General features: G+C 51.1%; 16 protein-coding genes. 4 read left to right on the top strand and 12 right to left on the bottom strand.

Annotation, left to right across the window (positions count from 1 at the left end; all coding sequences use genetic code 11):
* Window positions 1–8 precede the first annotated feature (8 nt).
* Genes ACPAOP_RS04120 through ACPAOP_RS04110 form a run of 3 tightly spaced genes read right to left on the bottom strand, consistent with a single transcriptional unit; the run spans window position 9 to window position 2701 of the window.
* Window positions 9–494, bottom strand: coding sequence for a glutathione peroxidase (locus ACPAOP_RS04120; RefSeq protein WP_423681353.1), 486 nt, complete (start codon window positions 492–494; stop codon window positions 9–11).
* A 2-nt stretch (window positions 495–496) separates the two neighbouring features.
* Complete coding sequence (locus ACPAOP_RS04115; protein ID WP_423681352.1) at window positions 497–1633, bottom strand: PilT/PilU family type 4a pilus ATPase; 1137 nt, start codon at window positions 1631–1633, stop codon at window positions 497–499.
* Window positions 1634–1657: 24 nt separating this feature from the next.
* Window positions 1658–2701: a type IV pilus twitching motility protein PilT gene (locus tag ACPAOP_RS04110; protein WP_423681351.1), complete on the bottom strand. Its 1044-nt coding sequence runs from the start codon at window positions 2699–2701 to the stop codon at window positions 1658–1660.
* A 132-nt stretch (window positions 2702–2833) separates the two neighbouring features.
* On the opposite strand from ACPAOP_RS04110, the gene ACPAOP_RS04105 reads away from it, so the two are divergent.
* Both ACPAOP_RS04105 and proC read left to right on the top strand, forming a co-directional pair.
* Window positions 2834–3538, top strand: a complete 705-nt coding sequence (locus ACPAOP_RS04105) for a YggS family pyridoxal phosphate-dependent enzyme (protein WP_423681350.1) — start codon at window positions 2834–2836, stop codon at window positions 3536–3538.
* Entirely contained in the window at window positions 3528–4355 is an 828-nt protein-coding gene (gene proC / locus ACPAOP_RS04100; protein ID WP_423709432.1) for a pyrroline-5-carboxylate reductase, read from the top strand. The genes ACPAOP_RS04105 and proC overlap by 11 nt, the downstream gene beginning before the upstream one ends.
* 6 nt (window positions 4356–4361) lie before the next feature.
* Here proC and ACPAOP_RS04095 read toward each other — a convergent pair whose 3' ends face one another.
* The 5 genes from ACPAOP_RS04095 to ACPAOP_RS04075 all read right to left on the bottom strand — a co-directional run bounded on the left by ACPAOP_RS04095 (window position 4362) and on the right by ACPAOP_RS04075 (window position 6691).
* Window positions 4362–4676 carry a YqjK family protein gene (locus ACPAOP_RS04095; RefSeq protein WP_423681348.1) on the bottom strand — a complete coding sequence of 105 codons (315 nt, stop codon included), beginning with the start codon at window positions 4674–4676 and terminating at the stop codon, window positions 4362–4364.
* Between the two features lie 8 nt (window positions 4677–4684).
* Window positions 4685–5068, bottom strand: coding sequence for a phage holin family protein (locus ACPAOP_RS04090; RefSeq protein ID WP_423681347.1), 384 nt, complete (start codon window positions 5066–5068; stop codon window positions 4685–4687).
* A 3-nt stretch (window positions 5069–5071) separates the two neighbouring features.
* A complete protein-coding gene (locus tag ACPAOP_RS04085) occupies window positions 5072–5383 on the bottom strand; it encodes a DUF883 family protein (protein ID WP_186882892.1) in 312 nt (103 codons plus the stop codon).
* A 147-nt stretch (window positions 5384–5530) separates the two neighbouring features.
* Window positions 5531–6376 carry a 4-hydroxybenzoate octaprenyltransferase gene (gene ubiA / locus ACPAOP_RS04080; RefSeq protein WP_423709431.1) on the bottom strand — a complete coding sequence of 282 codons (846 nt, stop codon included), beginning with the start codon at window positions 6374–6376 and terminating at the stop codon, window positions 5531–5533.
* Between the two features lie 117 nt (window positions 6377–6493).
* Window positions 6494–6691 (bottom strand): hypothetical protein, encoded by a 198-nt coding sequence (locus ACPAOP_RS04075; RefSeq protein ID WP_423709430.1) that lies wholly within the window; start codon window positions 6689–6691, stop codon window positions 6494–6496.
* A gap of 200 nt (window positions 6692–6891) precedes the next feature.
* Between ACPAOP_RS04075 and ACPAOP_RS04070 the strand changes: the two genes are divergently transcribed.
* Entirely contained in the window at window positions 6892–7677 is a 786-nt protein-coding gene (locus tag ACPAOP_RS04070) for a helix-turn-helix domain-containing protein (RefSeq protein WP_423681343.1), read from the top strand.
* Between the two features lie 55 nt (window positions 7678–7732).
* Here the strand turns inward: ACPAOP_RS04070 and ACPAOP_RS04065 are convergent, their stop codons facing one another.
* From ACPAOP_RS04065 to recG, 4 genes are all read right to left on the bottom strand, one after another.
* Complete coding sequence (locus ACPAOP_RS04065; protein WP_423681341.1) at window positions 7733–8677, bottom strand: hydrogen peroxide-inducible genes activator; 945 nt, start codon at window positions 8675–8677, stop codon at window positions 7733–7735.
* 223 nt (window positions 8678–8900) lie between these two features.
* Window positions 8901–9815 (bottom strand): SDR family NAD(P)-dependent oxidoreductase, encoded by a 915-nt coding sequence (locus ACPAOP_RS04060; protein WP_423681339.1) that lies wholly within the window; start codon window positions 9813–9815, stop codon window positions 8901–8903.
* A gap of 170 nt (window positions 9816–9985) precedes the next feature.
* Window positions 9986–10468, bottom strand: coding sequence for a GNAT family N-acetyltransferase (locus ACPAOP_RS04055; RefSeq protein WP_423709429.1), 483 nt, complete (start codon window positions 10466–10468; stop codon window positions 9986–9988).
* A 44-nt stretch (window positions 10469–10512) separates the two neighbouring features.
* Window positions 10513–12636 carry an ATP-dependent DNA helicase RecG gene (recG, locus tag ACPAOP_RS04050; RefSeq protein WP_423709428.1) on the bottom strand — a complete coding sequence of 708 codons (2124 nt, stop codon included), beginning with the start codon at window positions 12634–12636 and terminating at the stop codon, window positions 10513–10515.
* Between the two features lie 122 nt (window positions 12637–12758).
* On the opposite strand from recG, the gene queA reads away from it, so the two are divergent.
* Entirely contained in the window at window positions 12759–13802 is a 1044-nt protein-coding gene (queA, locus tag ACPAOP_RS04045; RefSeq protein WP_423681336.1) for a tRNA preQ1(34) S-adenosylmethionine ribosyltransferase-isomerase QueA, read from the top strand.
* Window positions 13803–13870: the final 68 nt, after the last annotated feature.

Raw genomic sequence — 13870 nt, 5'->3', positions numbered from 1 at the left:
AAGGCGGCTTAGCTGGCTGCAAGCAGTTTCTCCACGTCCTGAATAATCTCGGCTGGTGTTGTCTGCGGCGCATAGCGCTTGTACACGGAGCCATCCGGTTTAATCAGAAATTTTGTGAAATTCCATTTAATCGCCTCTATGCCAAGCAGGCCGGGAGCCGCAGATTTCAGGTACTGAAACAGCGGATGTGCGTTTTTGCCATTGACATCAATTTTCTCAAACAGCGGAAAAGTAACGCCGTAGTTTTTTTCGCAGAAACTGCCGATGTCATCGGCGGTGCCGGGTTCCTGGTGGCCGAATTGATTACACGGAAATCCAAGCACCACCACACCCTTGTCTCTGAATTGCTGATAAAGCGCTTCCAGCCCCTTATACTGAGGCGTAAAACCACATTTGCTCGCGGTGTTGACGATCAGAACCACTTTGCCCTGATACTGTTTCAGGTCAACTGTCTGTCCCTGCAAATTTGTGACGGAGTAGTCGAGAGCACTCATTGTCAGACGATGCCTAAATGGTGGGTACCGGCGGTGAGATCACGCTCTTTCGCCTCTTTGCCCTGTAACATGATCGCGAGGCGTAATTCATTGACAGAATCCGCGTTACGCAGCGCATCTTCGTAGGTGATTTTGCCGGCTTCGTGCAAATCAAATAAATCCTGGTCAAATGTACGCATGCCGAGTTCACGTGATTTTTTCATGACTTCTTTGATTTCATGTACCTGACCTTTGAAGATCAGATCTGAAATCAGCGGCGAGTTCAGCATGATCTCGACTGCTGCAACCCGTCCCTTACGGCCTTTTAACGGTATCAGACGCTGTGATACAACGGCTTTCAGATTCAGTGATAAGTCCATTAATAATTGTGCCCGGCGCTCTTCAGGGAAAAAGTTGATGATACGGTCCAGCGCCTGATTGGAACTATTTGCATGCAGCGTTGCGAGACACAGGTGACCGGTTTCTGCAAATGCGATAGCAAAGTCCATGGTTTCACGATCGCGGATCTCACCGATCTGGATCACGTCAGGCGCCTGACGCAATGAATTTTTCAGTGCGGCACCCCAGTCTTCCGTATCAATGCCGACTTCCCGTTGCGTGACGATACAGTTCGCATGCGGATGCACATATTCGATCGGGTCTTCAATGGTGATAATATGCCCGTAACTTGATTGATTGCGGTGCCCTACCATCGCAGCGAGCGTTGTTGATTTACCCGACCCTGTTGCCCCGACCATGATCACCAGACCACGCTTGGCCATCACAATATCTTTAAGATTTTCCGGTAAGCCCAGGTCTTCTAATTTCGGAATCGCGGTCGTGATCGTCCGCAACACGAGCCCGACACGACCTTGCTGCATGAAGGCAGAGACACGGAAGCGGCCCATGCCTGCCGGATTGATCGCGAAGTTACATTCTTTGGTCGATTCGAATTCAGCTGCCTGCTTATCATTCATGATGGCACGTGCCAGATCAACTGTATGAGCAGGTGTCAGCGGCTGGTTTGACACTGGCGTGACTCTGCCATCGATTTTGAAAGCAGGTGGGAAGTCAGCAGTGATGAATAAGTCCGACCCGTTTTTACTCAGCATCAGTCTGAGCAGGTCATGCATGAATTTGGTTGCCTGATCGCGTTCCATGTTCGTCTCTTTCTATCAGATCAATTAACCAGGAAAATTCTCTGGAATTTTCGCTGCTGCACGCGCGGTACCCACTGAAATCACGTTACGCTTCACCAGATCGGTCAGATTCTGATCCAGTGTCTGCATACCCATGTTGTTACCAGTTTGTATCGCGGAATACATCTGCGCAACTTTCGCTTCACGGATCAGATTACGAATCGCCGGGGTACCGATCATGATTTCATGTGCCGCTACACGTCCCGAGCCATCTTTGACTTTCAGCAGCGTCTGCGAAATGACAGCCTGTAGGGACTCCGACAGCATCGACCGTACCATTTCTTTTTCTTCTGCCGGGAATACGTCAACAATACGGTCTATCGTTTTTGCAGCGGAGGATGTATGCAAGGTACCGAAGACCAAGTGACCTGTTTCAGCTGCCGTCAATGCCAGGCGAATAGTTTCAAGATCACGCAACTCACCAACCAGAATCGCATCCGGATCTTCACGCAAAGCAGAACGTAAAGCGTTATTAAATGACATGGTGTGCGGACCGACTTCACGTTGGTTGATCAGACATTTTTTCGACTCATGCACAAACTCGATAGGATCTTCTACGGTCAGGATATGTCCATATTCATTTTCATTCAGATGGTTCACCATTCCTGCCAGCGTGGTTGATTTGCCTGAGCCGGTTGGCCCTGTGACCAGAACCAGACCGCGCGGTTTTAGTGCGAGGTCAGCAAAAATACGTGGTGCGTTCAATTGTTCCAGCGTCAGAATTTTTGACGGAATCGTACGCATAACAGCCGCCGGGCCGCGTTCCTGATTAAATGCATTCACACGGAAACGTGCCAGTCCCGGAATCGCAAAAGAGAAATCACACTCCAGAGTTTCTTCGTAAATTTTGCGCTGGGAGTCGTTCATGATGTCATAGATCAACTCATGTACATCTTTATGCTCGAGTGGCGGCAAATTAATGCGGCGTACGTCGCCATGAACCCGTATCATTGGTGGCAGACCTGATGACAGGTGAAGATCGGAGGCGTTATTCTTGACGGAGAACGCAAGCAGTTCAGAAATGTCCATTTATAATTCCGGTAATTGGTAGGTGTCCTGGATGAAAATCGCGACCAAGCGGCGACCAAGCGTAGTGTATTTTGCCCTGATAAAAAAGAGCAGACAAAAAATTGATGAAGTTCCCTACAACATTATCTGATTATGTCCTTAATTTCTGACAACTTGCAAGCCGTACTTGATGACATCCGGGCAACAGAACTCAGGTTTAATCGCCCTCCACAGTCAGTCCGGTTGTTAGCCGTCTCCAAAACATTCGGTGCTGACGTTATTCTGGATGCTGCGCGACATGGACAGACTGCTTTCGGAGAAAACTATCTTCAGGAGGCATTAGAAAAAATTTCGCTGATACACAACACCGCACCTGAGCTGCAGCTCGAATGGCATTTCATTGGCCCGATACAGAGTAATAAAACAAAACCGATTGCCGAGCATTTTGACTGGGTGCATTCGGTGGACAGAGAAAAAATTGCCGTCCGTTTGTCTGAGCAGCGACCAGCGGCTATGCGGGATTTAAATATTTGCCTGCAGGTCAATATCAGCGGTGAAGAGAGTAAAAGTGGCGTTGCTCCGGAAGAGGTTGTGGCGTTGGCGCTGAAAATTGCTGCCTTACCACGTATTCGGTTACGGGGATTGATGACGGTGCCCGAACCGACACCGGATGTCACGCAGCAGCGTAAGGCATTTCATCATTTAAAAGAGTTAAGCGAAAAAATATCGGCGCACGGGGTTCTTTTGGATACCTTATCGATGGGTATGAGCAGCGACTTGCATGCTGCTATTGCCGAAGGAAGCACGATGGTCAGAATAGGAACCGCAATTTTTGGGAGTAGAAATTATGCAAAATAAATTAAAGATTGCTTTTATCGGTGGCGGTAATATGGCATCTGCATTGATCGGTGGTTTGCTGCCGGATTTCACTGCGCCCGACCATATTCATATCGTCGATGTGAATCAAGCGTCTTTAAACCGGCTGGAGACGGAATTTGGTGTGACTACTGCACTGTGTATTGATGAACGCATACAAGCCGCTGATGTGATCGTACTGGCCGTAAAGCCGCAGCAATTGCGCGATGTCATCGGCGCACTCGCGCCATTCATTCAACAGCAGTTATTGTTGACGATCGCAGCAGGTATCCGTACCACGGATATTTCCCGCTGGCTCAACTCATATTCGACTATTGTCCGTGCAATGCCGAACACGCCTGCACTGATTGGTAAAGGGATTACCGGTCTGTATGCGATGCCGGGCGTCAGCGAACAACAGAAAAAAGTCGCCGATGACATTCTGCGCTCGGTCGGGCTGACCTCCTGGTTAGACAAAGAAGACCTGATTGACGCAGTGACCGCTGTTTCCGGCAGCGGCCCGGCTTATGTCTTTTATTTTATTGAAGCGATGCAGGAAGCCGCCATGACGCTGGGGCTGAGTGCCGAACAAGGAACGCAATTTGCCATTGAGACTTTCGAAGGTGCAGCACAACTGGCGATGCACTCGAATGAACCTGTTGCGGTATTACGGGAGCGGGTGACTTCTAAGGGCGGGACCACTTATGCCGCTTTGACCAGCATGGAAAATAGCGAAGTCAAACAAGCGATCATCCGCGCTATTCAGGCAGCTGCCGCCCGAGGTGCAGAGCTGGGTGACGAATTTGGTCAGCAGGAATAAGTCCGCTTATTGATTTTGAGTTTGTTTAAGCAATGGCGCAAGTTTGCGCCATGTTTGCAGAGCCCGTAACGAGGTTACGATGAGAGACAAGGCGCGGGCAGGCTTCACCACATAAACTGCTGCTGCCAGCACGGCTCCCAGTATCGGTTTATTTTTGATAGTGACGAAGACTTTTGCCGCGAAATTCAGACTGAATTCAGCGAATTCTATGGACTGCTGAAGTTCTTGTGTCTGCAGAGAGAATAATTGTCGTTGCGCATGCACTTTCAGCAGCAATGCTTCACGGCGGAGAGCGAGTTTATCTTTGTAGGCAGACGACATTGTGTGTCTCAGTTCGAAGAGGAGTGAGGGAAATTATCACGCAGCGCCTGCCCGTCTTTTTCCAACTCTGACAGTGTCAGCGATAACAGTCTTGGTTTTGCTTCCAGTTGTTGGCGTATCCGCCAGGTAATACCCCCCGCTGCAATTGCGAACAAGGCAATCAGGATGGAAATCAGCTCAATTCTGTGGGTATCCCAAAATACGGCAATCAACAGAACCACAATCAGGACAACGGCGCAGCAAGCGCAAAACAGTGCGGTCAATGACCACAGAAGAATAGAGGAAAAGCGGCTGAGCTCTTCCTCAACTTCGACCGCCGCCAGTTCCAGACGTGTGTGTACTATGCCTGAAAAGGTCGCGATGAGTTTCCCCACAGAGTCGAGAATAGCCATGAGTTACTTACTGCGTCCGATCAGCAAACCGAGCAGCAAGCCAACACCGGCAGCGATACCGGCAGATTGCCATGGATTTTCTTTGACGTAGACGTCGGTCGCTTTTGCCGCATCTTTGGTTCTGGTGATGACCAGATCTTCAACGCGCTGTACTTCTGCTTTCGCATTTTTCAGTGTCTGTTCAAAACGTGCTTTTGCCGATTTGAAGCCTTCACCTGTCTGTTGTTCTGTATTCTTCAACATTTCTTCGGCATCGCGTATGACCTGATTCAGATCGTGCATCAATTGATCTTTGTGCTGTTCTATTGAGCTCATCGTATTTCCTTTAAAAGTGTTGATAAAGAGTATCTGTTGACAGTCTAGGTAGTACAACTTAACAGTATTTGCGACAGATCAAACAGAGTCGAACTTCATTGCGACGCAGGCGGATTGCGCTGACGCTGATCGTTTTAATCGTCGCATTTAATGTAATACATAGTCAATAGCAACGCCAGCAAAGATTGCGGCGCCCAGCCAGTTATTGTGCCGGAAAGCAGCGAAGCAGCGCATACGGTCACGATCTTTAATCAGGGTGTAATGATAAATCGCGCAGCCTGCAGCGACAGTGATGCCAGCGAAAAACCAGCTGTGCAAGCCGTAATACCAACCGATGAACGTGATCATGACGAGGCTGATGAGGTAGCAGAGCATGATCGCCTTGACATCAAATTGGCCAAAGGTAATCGCGGAAGTTTTGATTCCTATTTTGAGATCATCATCTCTGTCCACCATCGCATATTCAGTGTCATAGGCGACTGTCCAGAACACATTGGCGATCAGCAGCATCCACGCCGTCCATGGAACCGTGTTTTGTACCGCCGCAAACGCCATAGGAATACCGAAACCGTAAGCAATCCCGAGATAGGCTTGTGGAATGCCGAAGAAGCGCTTGAAATACGGATAGGTCGCAGCAATGATCACCGCCAGAACGGATAATTGTTTTGTCAGTGTATTGAGCGGCAGGATCAGGGCAAAGGCAATCAGCGACAACATCAGCGCAATCAGCAAGGCCTCTTTCCCGGATACTTTACCGCTGGTCAGCGGCCGATCTGCGGTACGTTTGACGTGGCGGTCGAACTCTCTGTCAGCATAGTCATTCACCGCACAGCCTGCTGACCGCATCAGTGCCGTACCAAGACAAAAGATTGCTACCAGTTTGCCATCGGGCGCTCCATCGGTTGCCAGCCACAGCGCAATCAGAGTCGGCCACAGCAGCAATACGATGCCGATAGGCTTATCGAGCCGTAACAGTTTTAAATACCATTGCATTCGCGAGAGTAAAGCATTCATGTCATAAAAACGGAGTGATGTCAGCCCCGCCATTATAAGTGCGATTTATCCTGTTGCCAGAATGCTGTCTCGGCAGCTTGCCGCATTGAGCGCTTTTCAGGTGAGCAATGATGCCTGAGGTCTGGTCACACGCTGATCGGAGTCTGAGCGGTAATTCACCGGACATTCAGCTTCGGAAGCCCCGGAACAAGCGGGTCTGGCCGGCATATTGCTGGTTTTTCCTATCACGTAGCCGGACGTGAACACGGCCAGGGTGACGCAGATACAAGCAAGATATCGGAGGATTGATTTCATTTCTTACTTTCAATGTCAGATGAAAAGTGGTCCTGATGGAATTGGATAATCGGAGTCGGGTTCAGGGCCGACGATAAGTAAAAAGAGTTTCTCAATACTGTGAACTTCGTACTAATAAAATGTTCAAAGAATAAATTTTCAGGATGATTGGTATTAAAAAACGCTACCATTCGCGAGCCGCGTATTCGATGGGGGAATAAATGAGTTCACCGGAGTTGTTGTTAAATGTCTTGCGTACAGAGCTGCGTGCGGCGGGCGTGACTTATAAAATTCTCGCCGAACGGATAGGCATGAGCGAGTCCAGCGTCAAGCGTATGTTCGGACAAAAAGACATGAGCCTGTCTCGTCTGGCGCAGATATGTAAGGCATCGGGTATCGCGATGGAAGATGTTTTGCGCCAGGCCGCAGATGTCGCGCCGCACTCGGATAATCTGACGCTGGCGCAGGAGAAATCCCTGATTGCCGAGCCTAAATTATTGCTGGTTGCGATTTGTTGTCTCGGTCACTGGAGCCTGGAGCAGATCGTCGATACCTATGAGATCAGTCAGGCAGAAGTCATCTTACATCTGATTGCGCTGGATAAGCTGGAACTGATCGAATTGCGGCCAAATAATCGCTACCGGCTGAATGTCTCGCCGGCATTTCACTGGCTGCCGGATGGCCCGGTTCAGCAGTTTTTCCGGGACTACGTCGTCAGCGATTATTTCAATGGCCGCTTTGATCATGTGGGCGAAACTCTGCTCTGTGTGCCAGCGCGGGTTTCCAGTCGGAGTGCGCAGGAAGTCGTACAAAAAATTCAGCAATTGGTGGCAGAACTGGCGCGTCTGCATCAGGAAGACAGGAAGCTGCGGCCAGAAGAAATCGATGGTTTTACTTTGCTGGTCGGTTTTCGTTCATGGGAGTTTTCTGCTTTCACCGCTTTACGCCGTCCAGAGGCCAGACCTGTTATGACGGGCATTACACATCATATCGCAACCAAGAAATAAGCCGGGTGACCGGCTCAGACCGACAAGCGTTGCTTGCGCAGGTGCGCTGATTTCGCTATTGTGCCGCAGGCGGTAAATCGAGCATCGTCACACCGGGTAAATCACAAGCAAGCACGGCCTTGTGGATCGCTTCAATGGCTGCCAGGCGAGTAAAACTTTTACGCCAGGCGATCACTACACGGCGATCTGGTACCGGGGCTGCAAAAGGCACGTAGCGCAGCATGCCATCTTTGGCGTTCATGTCCGGCACTGACGCAACGGGCAGTACAGTCAGGCCTATGCCGGAGGCGACCATGTGACGTATCGTTTCGAGAGAGGAGCCTTCAAAGGTGCGGGCAATGCCGTCACCAGTCGTCGAGAATCTTGCCATTTCAGGACACACTTCCAAGACCTGATCTCGGAAACAATGACCATTCCCCAACAGCAGCATGGTTTCCGATTTTAATTCTTCGGCGGAGATTGTCTTGCGCTCAGCCCACGCGTGCTCGCGCGGCATCGCGACGACGAAAGGTTCATCATACAGAGCTTGTGTCATCAGACCCTGATCCGGCAGCGGCAAGGCCATAATGGCTGCATCCAGTTCGCCCTGACGCAGCAGTTCCATGAGTTTGACTGTGAAGTTTTCCTGCAATACCAGCGGCATTTGCGGCACTTGTCTGATCATGGTTTTCACCAGGGTGGGCAGCAGGTAAGGGCCGATGGTGTAAATCACGCCGAGACGGAAAGGACCAGCAAGCGGGTCTTTGTTTTGTTTGGCGATTTCTTTGATGGCGGCGGTCTGTTCGAGCACACGTTCTGCCTGCGCCACGATCTGTGCGCCCAGCGGTGTCGTCGATACTTCTGTTCCGCCCCGTTCAAATATGGTGACTCCCAGCTCGTCTTCCAGTTTTTTGATCGCAACCGATAGCGTCGGTTGCGCAACAAAACAAGCTTCTGCTGCATGGCCGAAATGTTTTTCGCGTGCGACCGCGACGATGTATTTTAATTCTGTGAGTGTCATGAGCTAAGTTTGGCACAGAGTCCGGTTGGCGTCAGCAATCCGGTTTATTTATTTTCTGAAGAAAACCTAAAAATAAATATATGAGGGGGAGTATATTTTAATGCCCTTGTATCTATTGGAGGCTGGCGCGAAAATTACTTATACTCCCCCAGAGTATCATCTTCATCCAGTGATAATACGAGTCTCGGGATGAAGACAGTTATGTGATTTTACGGTCAGGTGTTTATTTTTTCTGCGCGTGACTCATCGCTTTGGTCAGTTCCAGATGACCCTGCGCTGCACCACTGTCAGGAACGATTTCACCGTCTCGTTGACGCACCTCGTTCAGACGGGCAGCCAGTTGCTCCGGAGCATCGCCTTCACGACCGACCCAGATACCTTGTGTCATCGTGATATTCGCCGCTTCAAAGCTGCCAGCGCCGGCACACAGTATGGTTCTGGTTGGCGCGCTCTCAGCCGCGAGTACCAGCATTGCAGGAACGACATCGGAAGGTTTGAGTGCCGCTAAGAATTCCGCTGGGAACAGGCTTTCTGTCATGCGTGTGGCGGCGGTCGGTGCCAGGCTGTTGACATGGATATTGTGTTTTGCACCTTCCAGTGCCAGCGTCTGCATCAGGCCGACCAAGGCCATTTTGGCGGCGCCGTAATTGGATTGACCGAAATTGCCATACAGCCCTGAGGAGGACGTCGTCATGACGATACGACCATATTTTTGTTCTGTCATGATAGGCCACACCGCTTTGCAGCAATGAACGGCACCCATCAGATGCACGTCCATCACGAGCCGGAAATCATCGAGTTCCATCTTGGCGAAGCTTTTATCACGCAAAATACCGGCATTGTTAATCAGAATATCAATGCGGCCCCATTGTTTCATCGTGTCATCGACCATTGCCTGTACCGCGGCAAAATCAGTAACGGAAGCACCGTTTGCAATCGCTTCGCCACCTGCTGCTCGGATTTCCTCGACGACCGCTAACGCTGCGGCAGATGAACCTCCGGAGCCATCACGTGCGCTGCCCAGATCGTTGACGACCACTTTGGCACCACGCGCAGCCAATGCCAGCGCGTGTTCGCGCCCGAGTCCGCCGCCCGCGCCGGTGACGATTGCCACGCGACCTTTAAAATCGATACTCATATTTGTTGTCCCATTAATTTATTAGTTAATCAGATAGTCGTAGTTGCTGACAGACAAATTGCCCGGTAGTGATTTTAACTTGCCTGATTCCCTCAGAGTAATCCGATTGATCTGCGGTTGGTACTTTTCCATCGTCTTTTTGTATGCAATCAGTACCTGTGCTGCAGATATCAGTTCAGTTTTTTCTGCATCATGATGGCGCCACCCATCGCCGGGTCCAGCTCGTAAGTGGCAAATCCCTGCTTCAGGTATAACTGACGCGCAGGGAGGTTACCTTCCAGAACTTCCAGCGTGATTTTGCAATAACCAAGCTCAACAGCAAGCCGCGTGATGTGTTCCATCATCCTGACGCCGATATGCTGACTGCGAAAATCCGGATGGACAGCAAAATCGTGAATGTTCAGCAGCGGCTTGCAGGCAAAGGTTGAAAAGCCTTCGATGCAAATCGCCAGTCCGGCAGCCTGATCACCGGCATACGCCAGTACCACCCGCACGGCGTTGCGGTTTTTCAATTCATTGATCAGATTTTTCTGGCAATAGTCAGACAGGGCCTCACCGCCGCCCATGGGGTCTTGCGCGTAACTGTTAAGCATGGCCAGCACATCATGAGCGTGTTGTTCGTTGTGCAGATCTGCATTGATGATTGTAAGCATAAAAGGGATTAGCGGAGTAAGGTTTGACGGGACCTGCGAGTTCATTACACGCGCAGGAATTCTTCTTTATTCCCCAGCCAGCGCTCTAAGTGCGCAGCGACGGTGACGGGGTCATTTTTTAATAAATCAGCAGCCAGATTTCTGGCTTTTTCAACCAGCCATTGATCTGTCTCCAGGTTCGCAAAGCGTAGCATGGCTTCGCCGGATTGCCTTGCACCGAGAAATTCGCCGGGACCGCGTAACTCTAAATCTTTACGGGCGATTTCAAAACCATCATTGCTTTCCCGCATGGTCGCCAGCCTTTGTTTCGCGGTGCCACCCAACGGCCCCTGATACAGCAACAGGCAGACGCTGGCGGCCGCGCCACGACCAACGCGGCCGCGCAGCTGGTGCAGTTGTGAGAGTCCGAAGCGCTCAGCGTGTTCAATCACCATCAGGCTCGCATTCGGTACATCGACCCCGACTTCAATCACGGTAGTCGCCACCAGCACCTGCGTACGGTTGTGGATGAAATCATCCATCACAGCCTGTTTTTCCGCAGGCTTGAGTCGGCCATGTACCAGTCCGACCTGCACTCCCGGCAACGCAGCCGCGAGCATCAGGTGAGTGTCAGTCGCGGTTTGCAGTTGCAGGGTTTCGGATTCTTCGATCAGTGGACAGACCCAGTACACCTGTTTGCCTTCCAGCGCTGCCGCGTGCACCCGCGCGATCACTTCATCGCGGCGATTCTGGTCTATCACGCGGGTAACGATGGGCGTGCGTCCCGGTGGTAATTCGTCAATCACGGACACTTCCAGATCGGCGAAATAGGTCATCGCCAGTGTGCGCGGGATCGGTGTTGCTGACATCATCAGCTGATGCGGAATTTTTCCTGCTTCAGCCTTATTCGCCAGATTCAGACGTTGACTGACGCCGAAACGATGCTGTTCATCAACGATCACTAATCCCAGCTTTTTGAACTGCACGTTATCTTGTATCAGTGCGTGAGTTCCTATCACCAGTTGCGCCTCGCCGGAGGCAATCAGCACATTGGCCGCTTCTTTTTCTTTTTTCCTGAGGCTGCCGGTCAGCCAGGCCGTTTTCACGCCCAGCGGCTCCAGCCATGCAGCGATTTTTCTGAAATGCTGTTCTGCCAGAATTTCTGTTGGCGCCATTAAGGCCGCCTGAAAGCCATTGTCGATCGCTTGTGTTGCAGCCAACGCAGCGACGATGGTTTTGCCGCTGCCGACGTCGCCTTGTAACAGACGCTGCATGGGAAAGGTTTCGCGTAAATCGGCGCGGATTTCCGCCAGCACTTTTTCTTGCGCATTGGTCAGCGAAAAAGGCAGATTCAGTAAAAATGCATTACTCAGTTCGCCTGTGACAGGCAGCGCGTTCGCGCCTTTGCTGCGGCGTGTGATCTGCGCCCGTTTTAACGAGAGTTGCTGTGCCAGCAGCTCATCGAATTTCATACGTTCCCATGCCGGATGTTCCCGTTCCATCAAACTGTACTGATCGATATCCGGCGGCGGATTGTGCAATGTGCGTACGCTTGCCTCGAATCCCTGTAAACCTAAGGCCGCTAAACGTGCTGGCGATAAGGTGTCGCGCCAGTTGACTCTGGTCATGGCGTTCGCAATCGCTTTGCGTAACAGTACCTGCGGTACGCCTTCTCCGGAATGGTAAACCGGGGTCAGGGAGGTTGGTAAGGGCGCGCCTTCATTGACGATTTTGTAGCCGGGGTGCACCATTTCCGCGCCAAAAAAACCATGCCGCAATTCGCCGCGTGCCCTGACGCGCACACCCATTGCTAATTGTTTGAGCTGGCTGCCGTAAAAATTCAGAAAGCGTAAAACGATTTGCCCGCTATCGTCGCTGATGGTGACAACCAGTTGGCGGCGCGGGCGATATTGCACATCCGATGCGGTCACGACGCCTTCCACCTGTACGGTGTTGCCACCGCGTAAAGCCGCATCATGCATGGGGATAATGGCGGTCTCATCCTCATAGCGCATAGGCAGATGCAGGACGAAGTCCATGTCTCTGCGCAAGCCCAGCCGGGCGAGTTTTTCACTGGCTTTGCTGGTGCTGCCCGCCGCTTTAGAGGACGGCTTTTTACCGGATTGACGGGCTGCTTTGATCGGTGGCGCGTGTGTCTCTGTACTTGCGTTTGGGTCTTCAGCTGCCATGGGTGTAAAATGGTGGGTTTTGCTGTTGGCTTAGTTGTGCAGGAATGTCCTTCTTTAGCTTATTTTACTGAGTTTTTATACAGTATGCAGCATTTTGTTCCATCTCTATTCGTTTCCCGCGCATGAAATATTCTTTGAGTGATTTTGATTTTGATCTGCCCGATGCTTTAATCGCGCAAATGCCGCTGCCGGACAGAACCGCTTCGCGCTTATTGCATGTCGATGGTGAACAACTGGTGGATCGCCATTTCTCTGACGTGATCGATCAGCTGTCTGCAGGCGATTTACTGGTGTTCAATGATACCCGCGTGCTCAAAGCGCGTTTTTTTGGCGTCAAGGAAACTGGTGGCAAAGTGCAATTGCTGGTTGAGCGCGTGTTATCGAATACGGATGACAACCGCAGCGTGCTGGTGCAGATGCGCGCATCGAAATCGCCGCTACCGGGCAGTAAAATCAGGCTCGCAGATGCATTCGATGTCGTCGTGGGTGAACGTCAGGGTGAGTTTTTCACTTTGTTTTTTCCTGACGACATATTTACTTTGCTCGAAACTTACGGTCGCCTGCCTTTACCACCGTATATCGAACATGATGCTGATGATTTTGATGAGCAGCGCTATCAGACTGTGTATAACCGTGTGCCCGGTGCTGTCGCTGCTCCAACGGCGGGCTTGCATTTTGATCAGGCTTTATTAGAGCGCTGCCAGCAAAAAGGCATAGGGCTGGCGTACGTGACTCTGCACGTCGGTGCGGGCACATTTCAGCCGGTGCGGGTTGAGAATCTGAATGAACATGTAATGCACAGCGAGTGGTACACCGTACCGCAAGAGACTGTCGATGCGGTACGCAAGACGAAAGCGGCGGGGGGCAAAGTCATCGCCGTCGGCACTACCAGTATGCGCGCGCTGGAATCTGCATCGCAAAGTGGTCAGCTCGAAGCTGGCAGTGACGATACGCAATTATTCATAACGCCGGGTTATGTATTTAAAACGGTTGATCGCCTGATCACGAATTTCCATTTGCCAAAATCGACGCTGATGATGCTGGTATCGGCGTTTGCCGGTTACGATAGAATCAAATCCGCTTACGCCCATGCGATTGCGCAGCGTTATCGTTTCTTTAGTTACGGCGACGCGATGTTGCTGACTAATGCCTCCGGGAAGGCCTGAAAATTGCTGAAACCAAGCGGAAACAGGCTGGATAAGAAAGACGTAGGACGACTCATTACCGTGCGCTT

This window comes from Undibacterium sp. WLX3042, assembly GCF_049544825.1.
Lineage (GTDB): Bacteria > Pseudomonadota > Gammaproteobacteria > Burkholderiales > Burkholderiaceae_D > Undibacterium.
Note: the sequence above shows the minus strand (reverse complement) of the source record. Positions and strands in the feature narration are given on the sequence as shown.

What these genes read in the sequence shown, in the direction of transcription:
- recG (WP_423709428.1), bottom strand. Translation starts at nt 12,636, where the DNA reads ATGGCAGCTGAAGACCCAAACGCAAGTACAGAGACACACGCGCCACCG.
- ACPAOP_RS04085 (WP_186882892.1), bottom strand. Translation starts at nt 5,383, where the DNA reads ATGAGCTCAATAGAACAGCACAAAGATCAATTGATGCACGATCTGAAT.
- ACPAOP_RS04055 (WP_423709429.1), bottom strand. Translation starts at nt 10,468, where the DNA reads ATGCTTACAATCATCAATGCAGATCTGCACAACGAACAACACGCTCAT.
- ubiA (WP_423709431.1), bottom strand. Translation starts at nt 6,376, where the DNA reads ATGCAATGGTATTTAAAACTGTTACGGCTCGATAAGCCTATCGGCATC.
- ACPAOP_RS04115 (WP_423681352.1), bottom strand. Translation starts at nt 1,633, where the DNA reads ATGGAACGCGATCAGGCAACCAAATTCATGCATGACCTGCTCAGACTG.
- ACPAOP_RS04110 (WP_423681351.1), bottom strand. Translation starts at nt 2,701, where the DNA reads ATGGACATTTCTGAACTGCTTGCGTTCTCCGTCAAGAATAACGCCTCC.
- ACPAOP_RS04095 (WP_423681348.1), bottom strand. Translation starts at nt 4,676, where the DNA reads ATGTCGTCTGCCTACAAAGATAAACTCGCTCTCCGCCGTGAAGCATTG.
- ACPAOP_RS04090 (WP_423681347.1), bottom strand. Translation starts at nt 5,068, where the DNA reads ATGGCTATTCTCGACTCTGTGGGGAAACTCATCGCGACCTTTTCAGGC.
- ACPAOP_RS04070 (WP_423681343.1), top strand. Translation starts at nt 6,892, where the DNA reads ATGAGTTCACCGGAGTTGTTGTTAAATGTCTTGCGTACAGAGCTGCGT.
- ACPAOP_RS04105 (WP_423681350.1), top strand. Translation starts at nt 2,834, where the DNA reads ATGTCCTTAATTTCTGACAACTTGCAAGCCGTACTTGATGACATCCGG.
- ACPAOP_RS04120 (WP_423681353.1), bottom strand. Translation starts at nt 494, where the DNA reads ATGAGTGCTCTCGACTACTCCGTCACAAATTTGCAGGGACAGACAGTT.
- proC (WP_423709432.1), top strand. Translation starts at nt 3,528, where the DNA reads ATGCAAAATAAATTAAAGATTGCTTTTATCGGTGGCGGTAATATGGCA.
- ACPAOP_RS04060 (WP_423681339.1), bottom strand. Translation starts at nt 9,815, where the DNA reads ATGAGTATCGATTTTAAAGGTCGCGTGGCAATCGTCACCGGCGCGGGC.
- ACPAOP_RS04065 (WP_423681341.1), bottom strand. Translation starts at nt 8,677, where the DNA reads ATGACACTCACAGAATTAAAATACATCGTCGCGGTCGCACGCGAAAAA.
- queA (WP_423681336.1), top strand. Translation starts at nt 12,759, where the DNA reads ATGAAATATTCTTTGAGTGATTTTGATTTTGATCTGCCCGATGCTTTA.
- ACPAOP_RS04075 (WP_423709430.1), bottom strand. Translation starts at nt 6,691, where the DNA reads ATGAAATCAATCCTCCGATATCTTGCTTGTATCTGCGTCACCCTGGCC.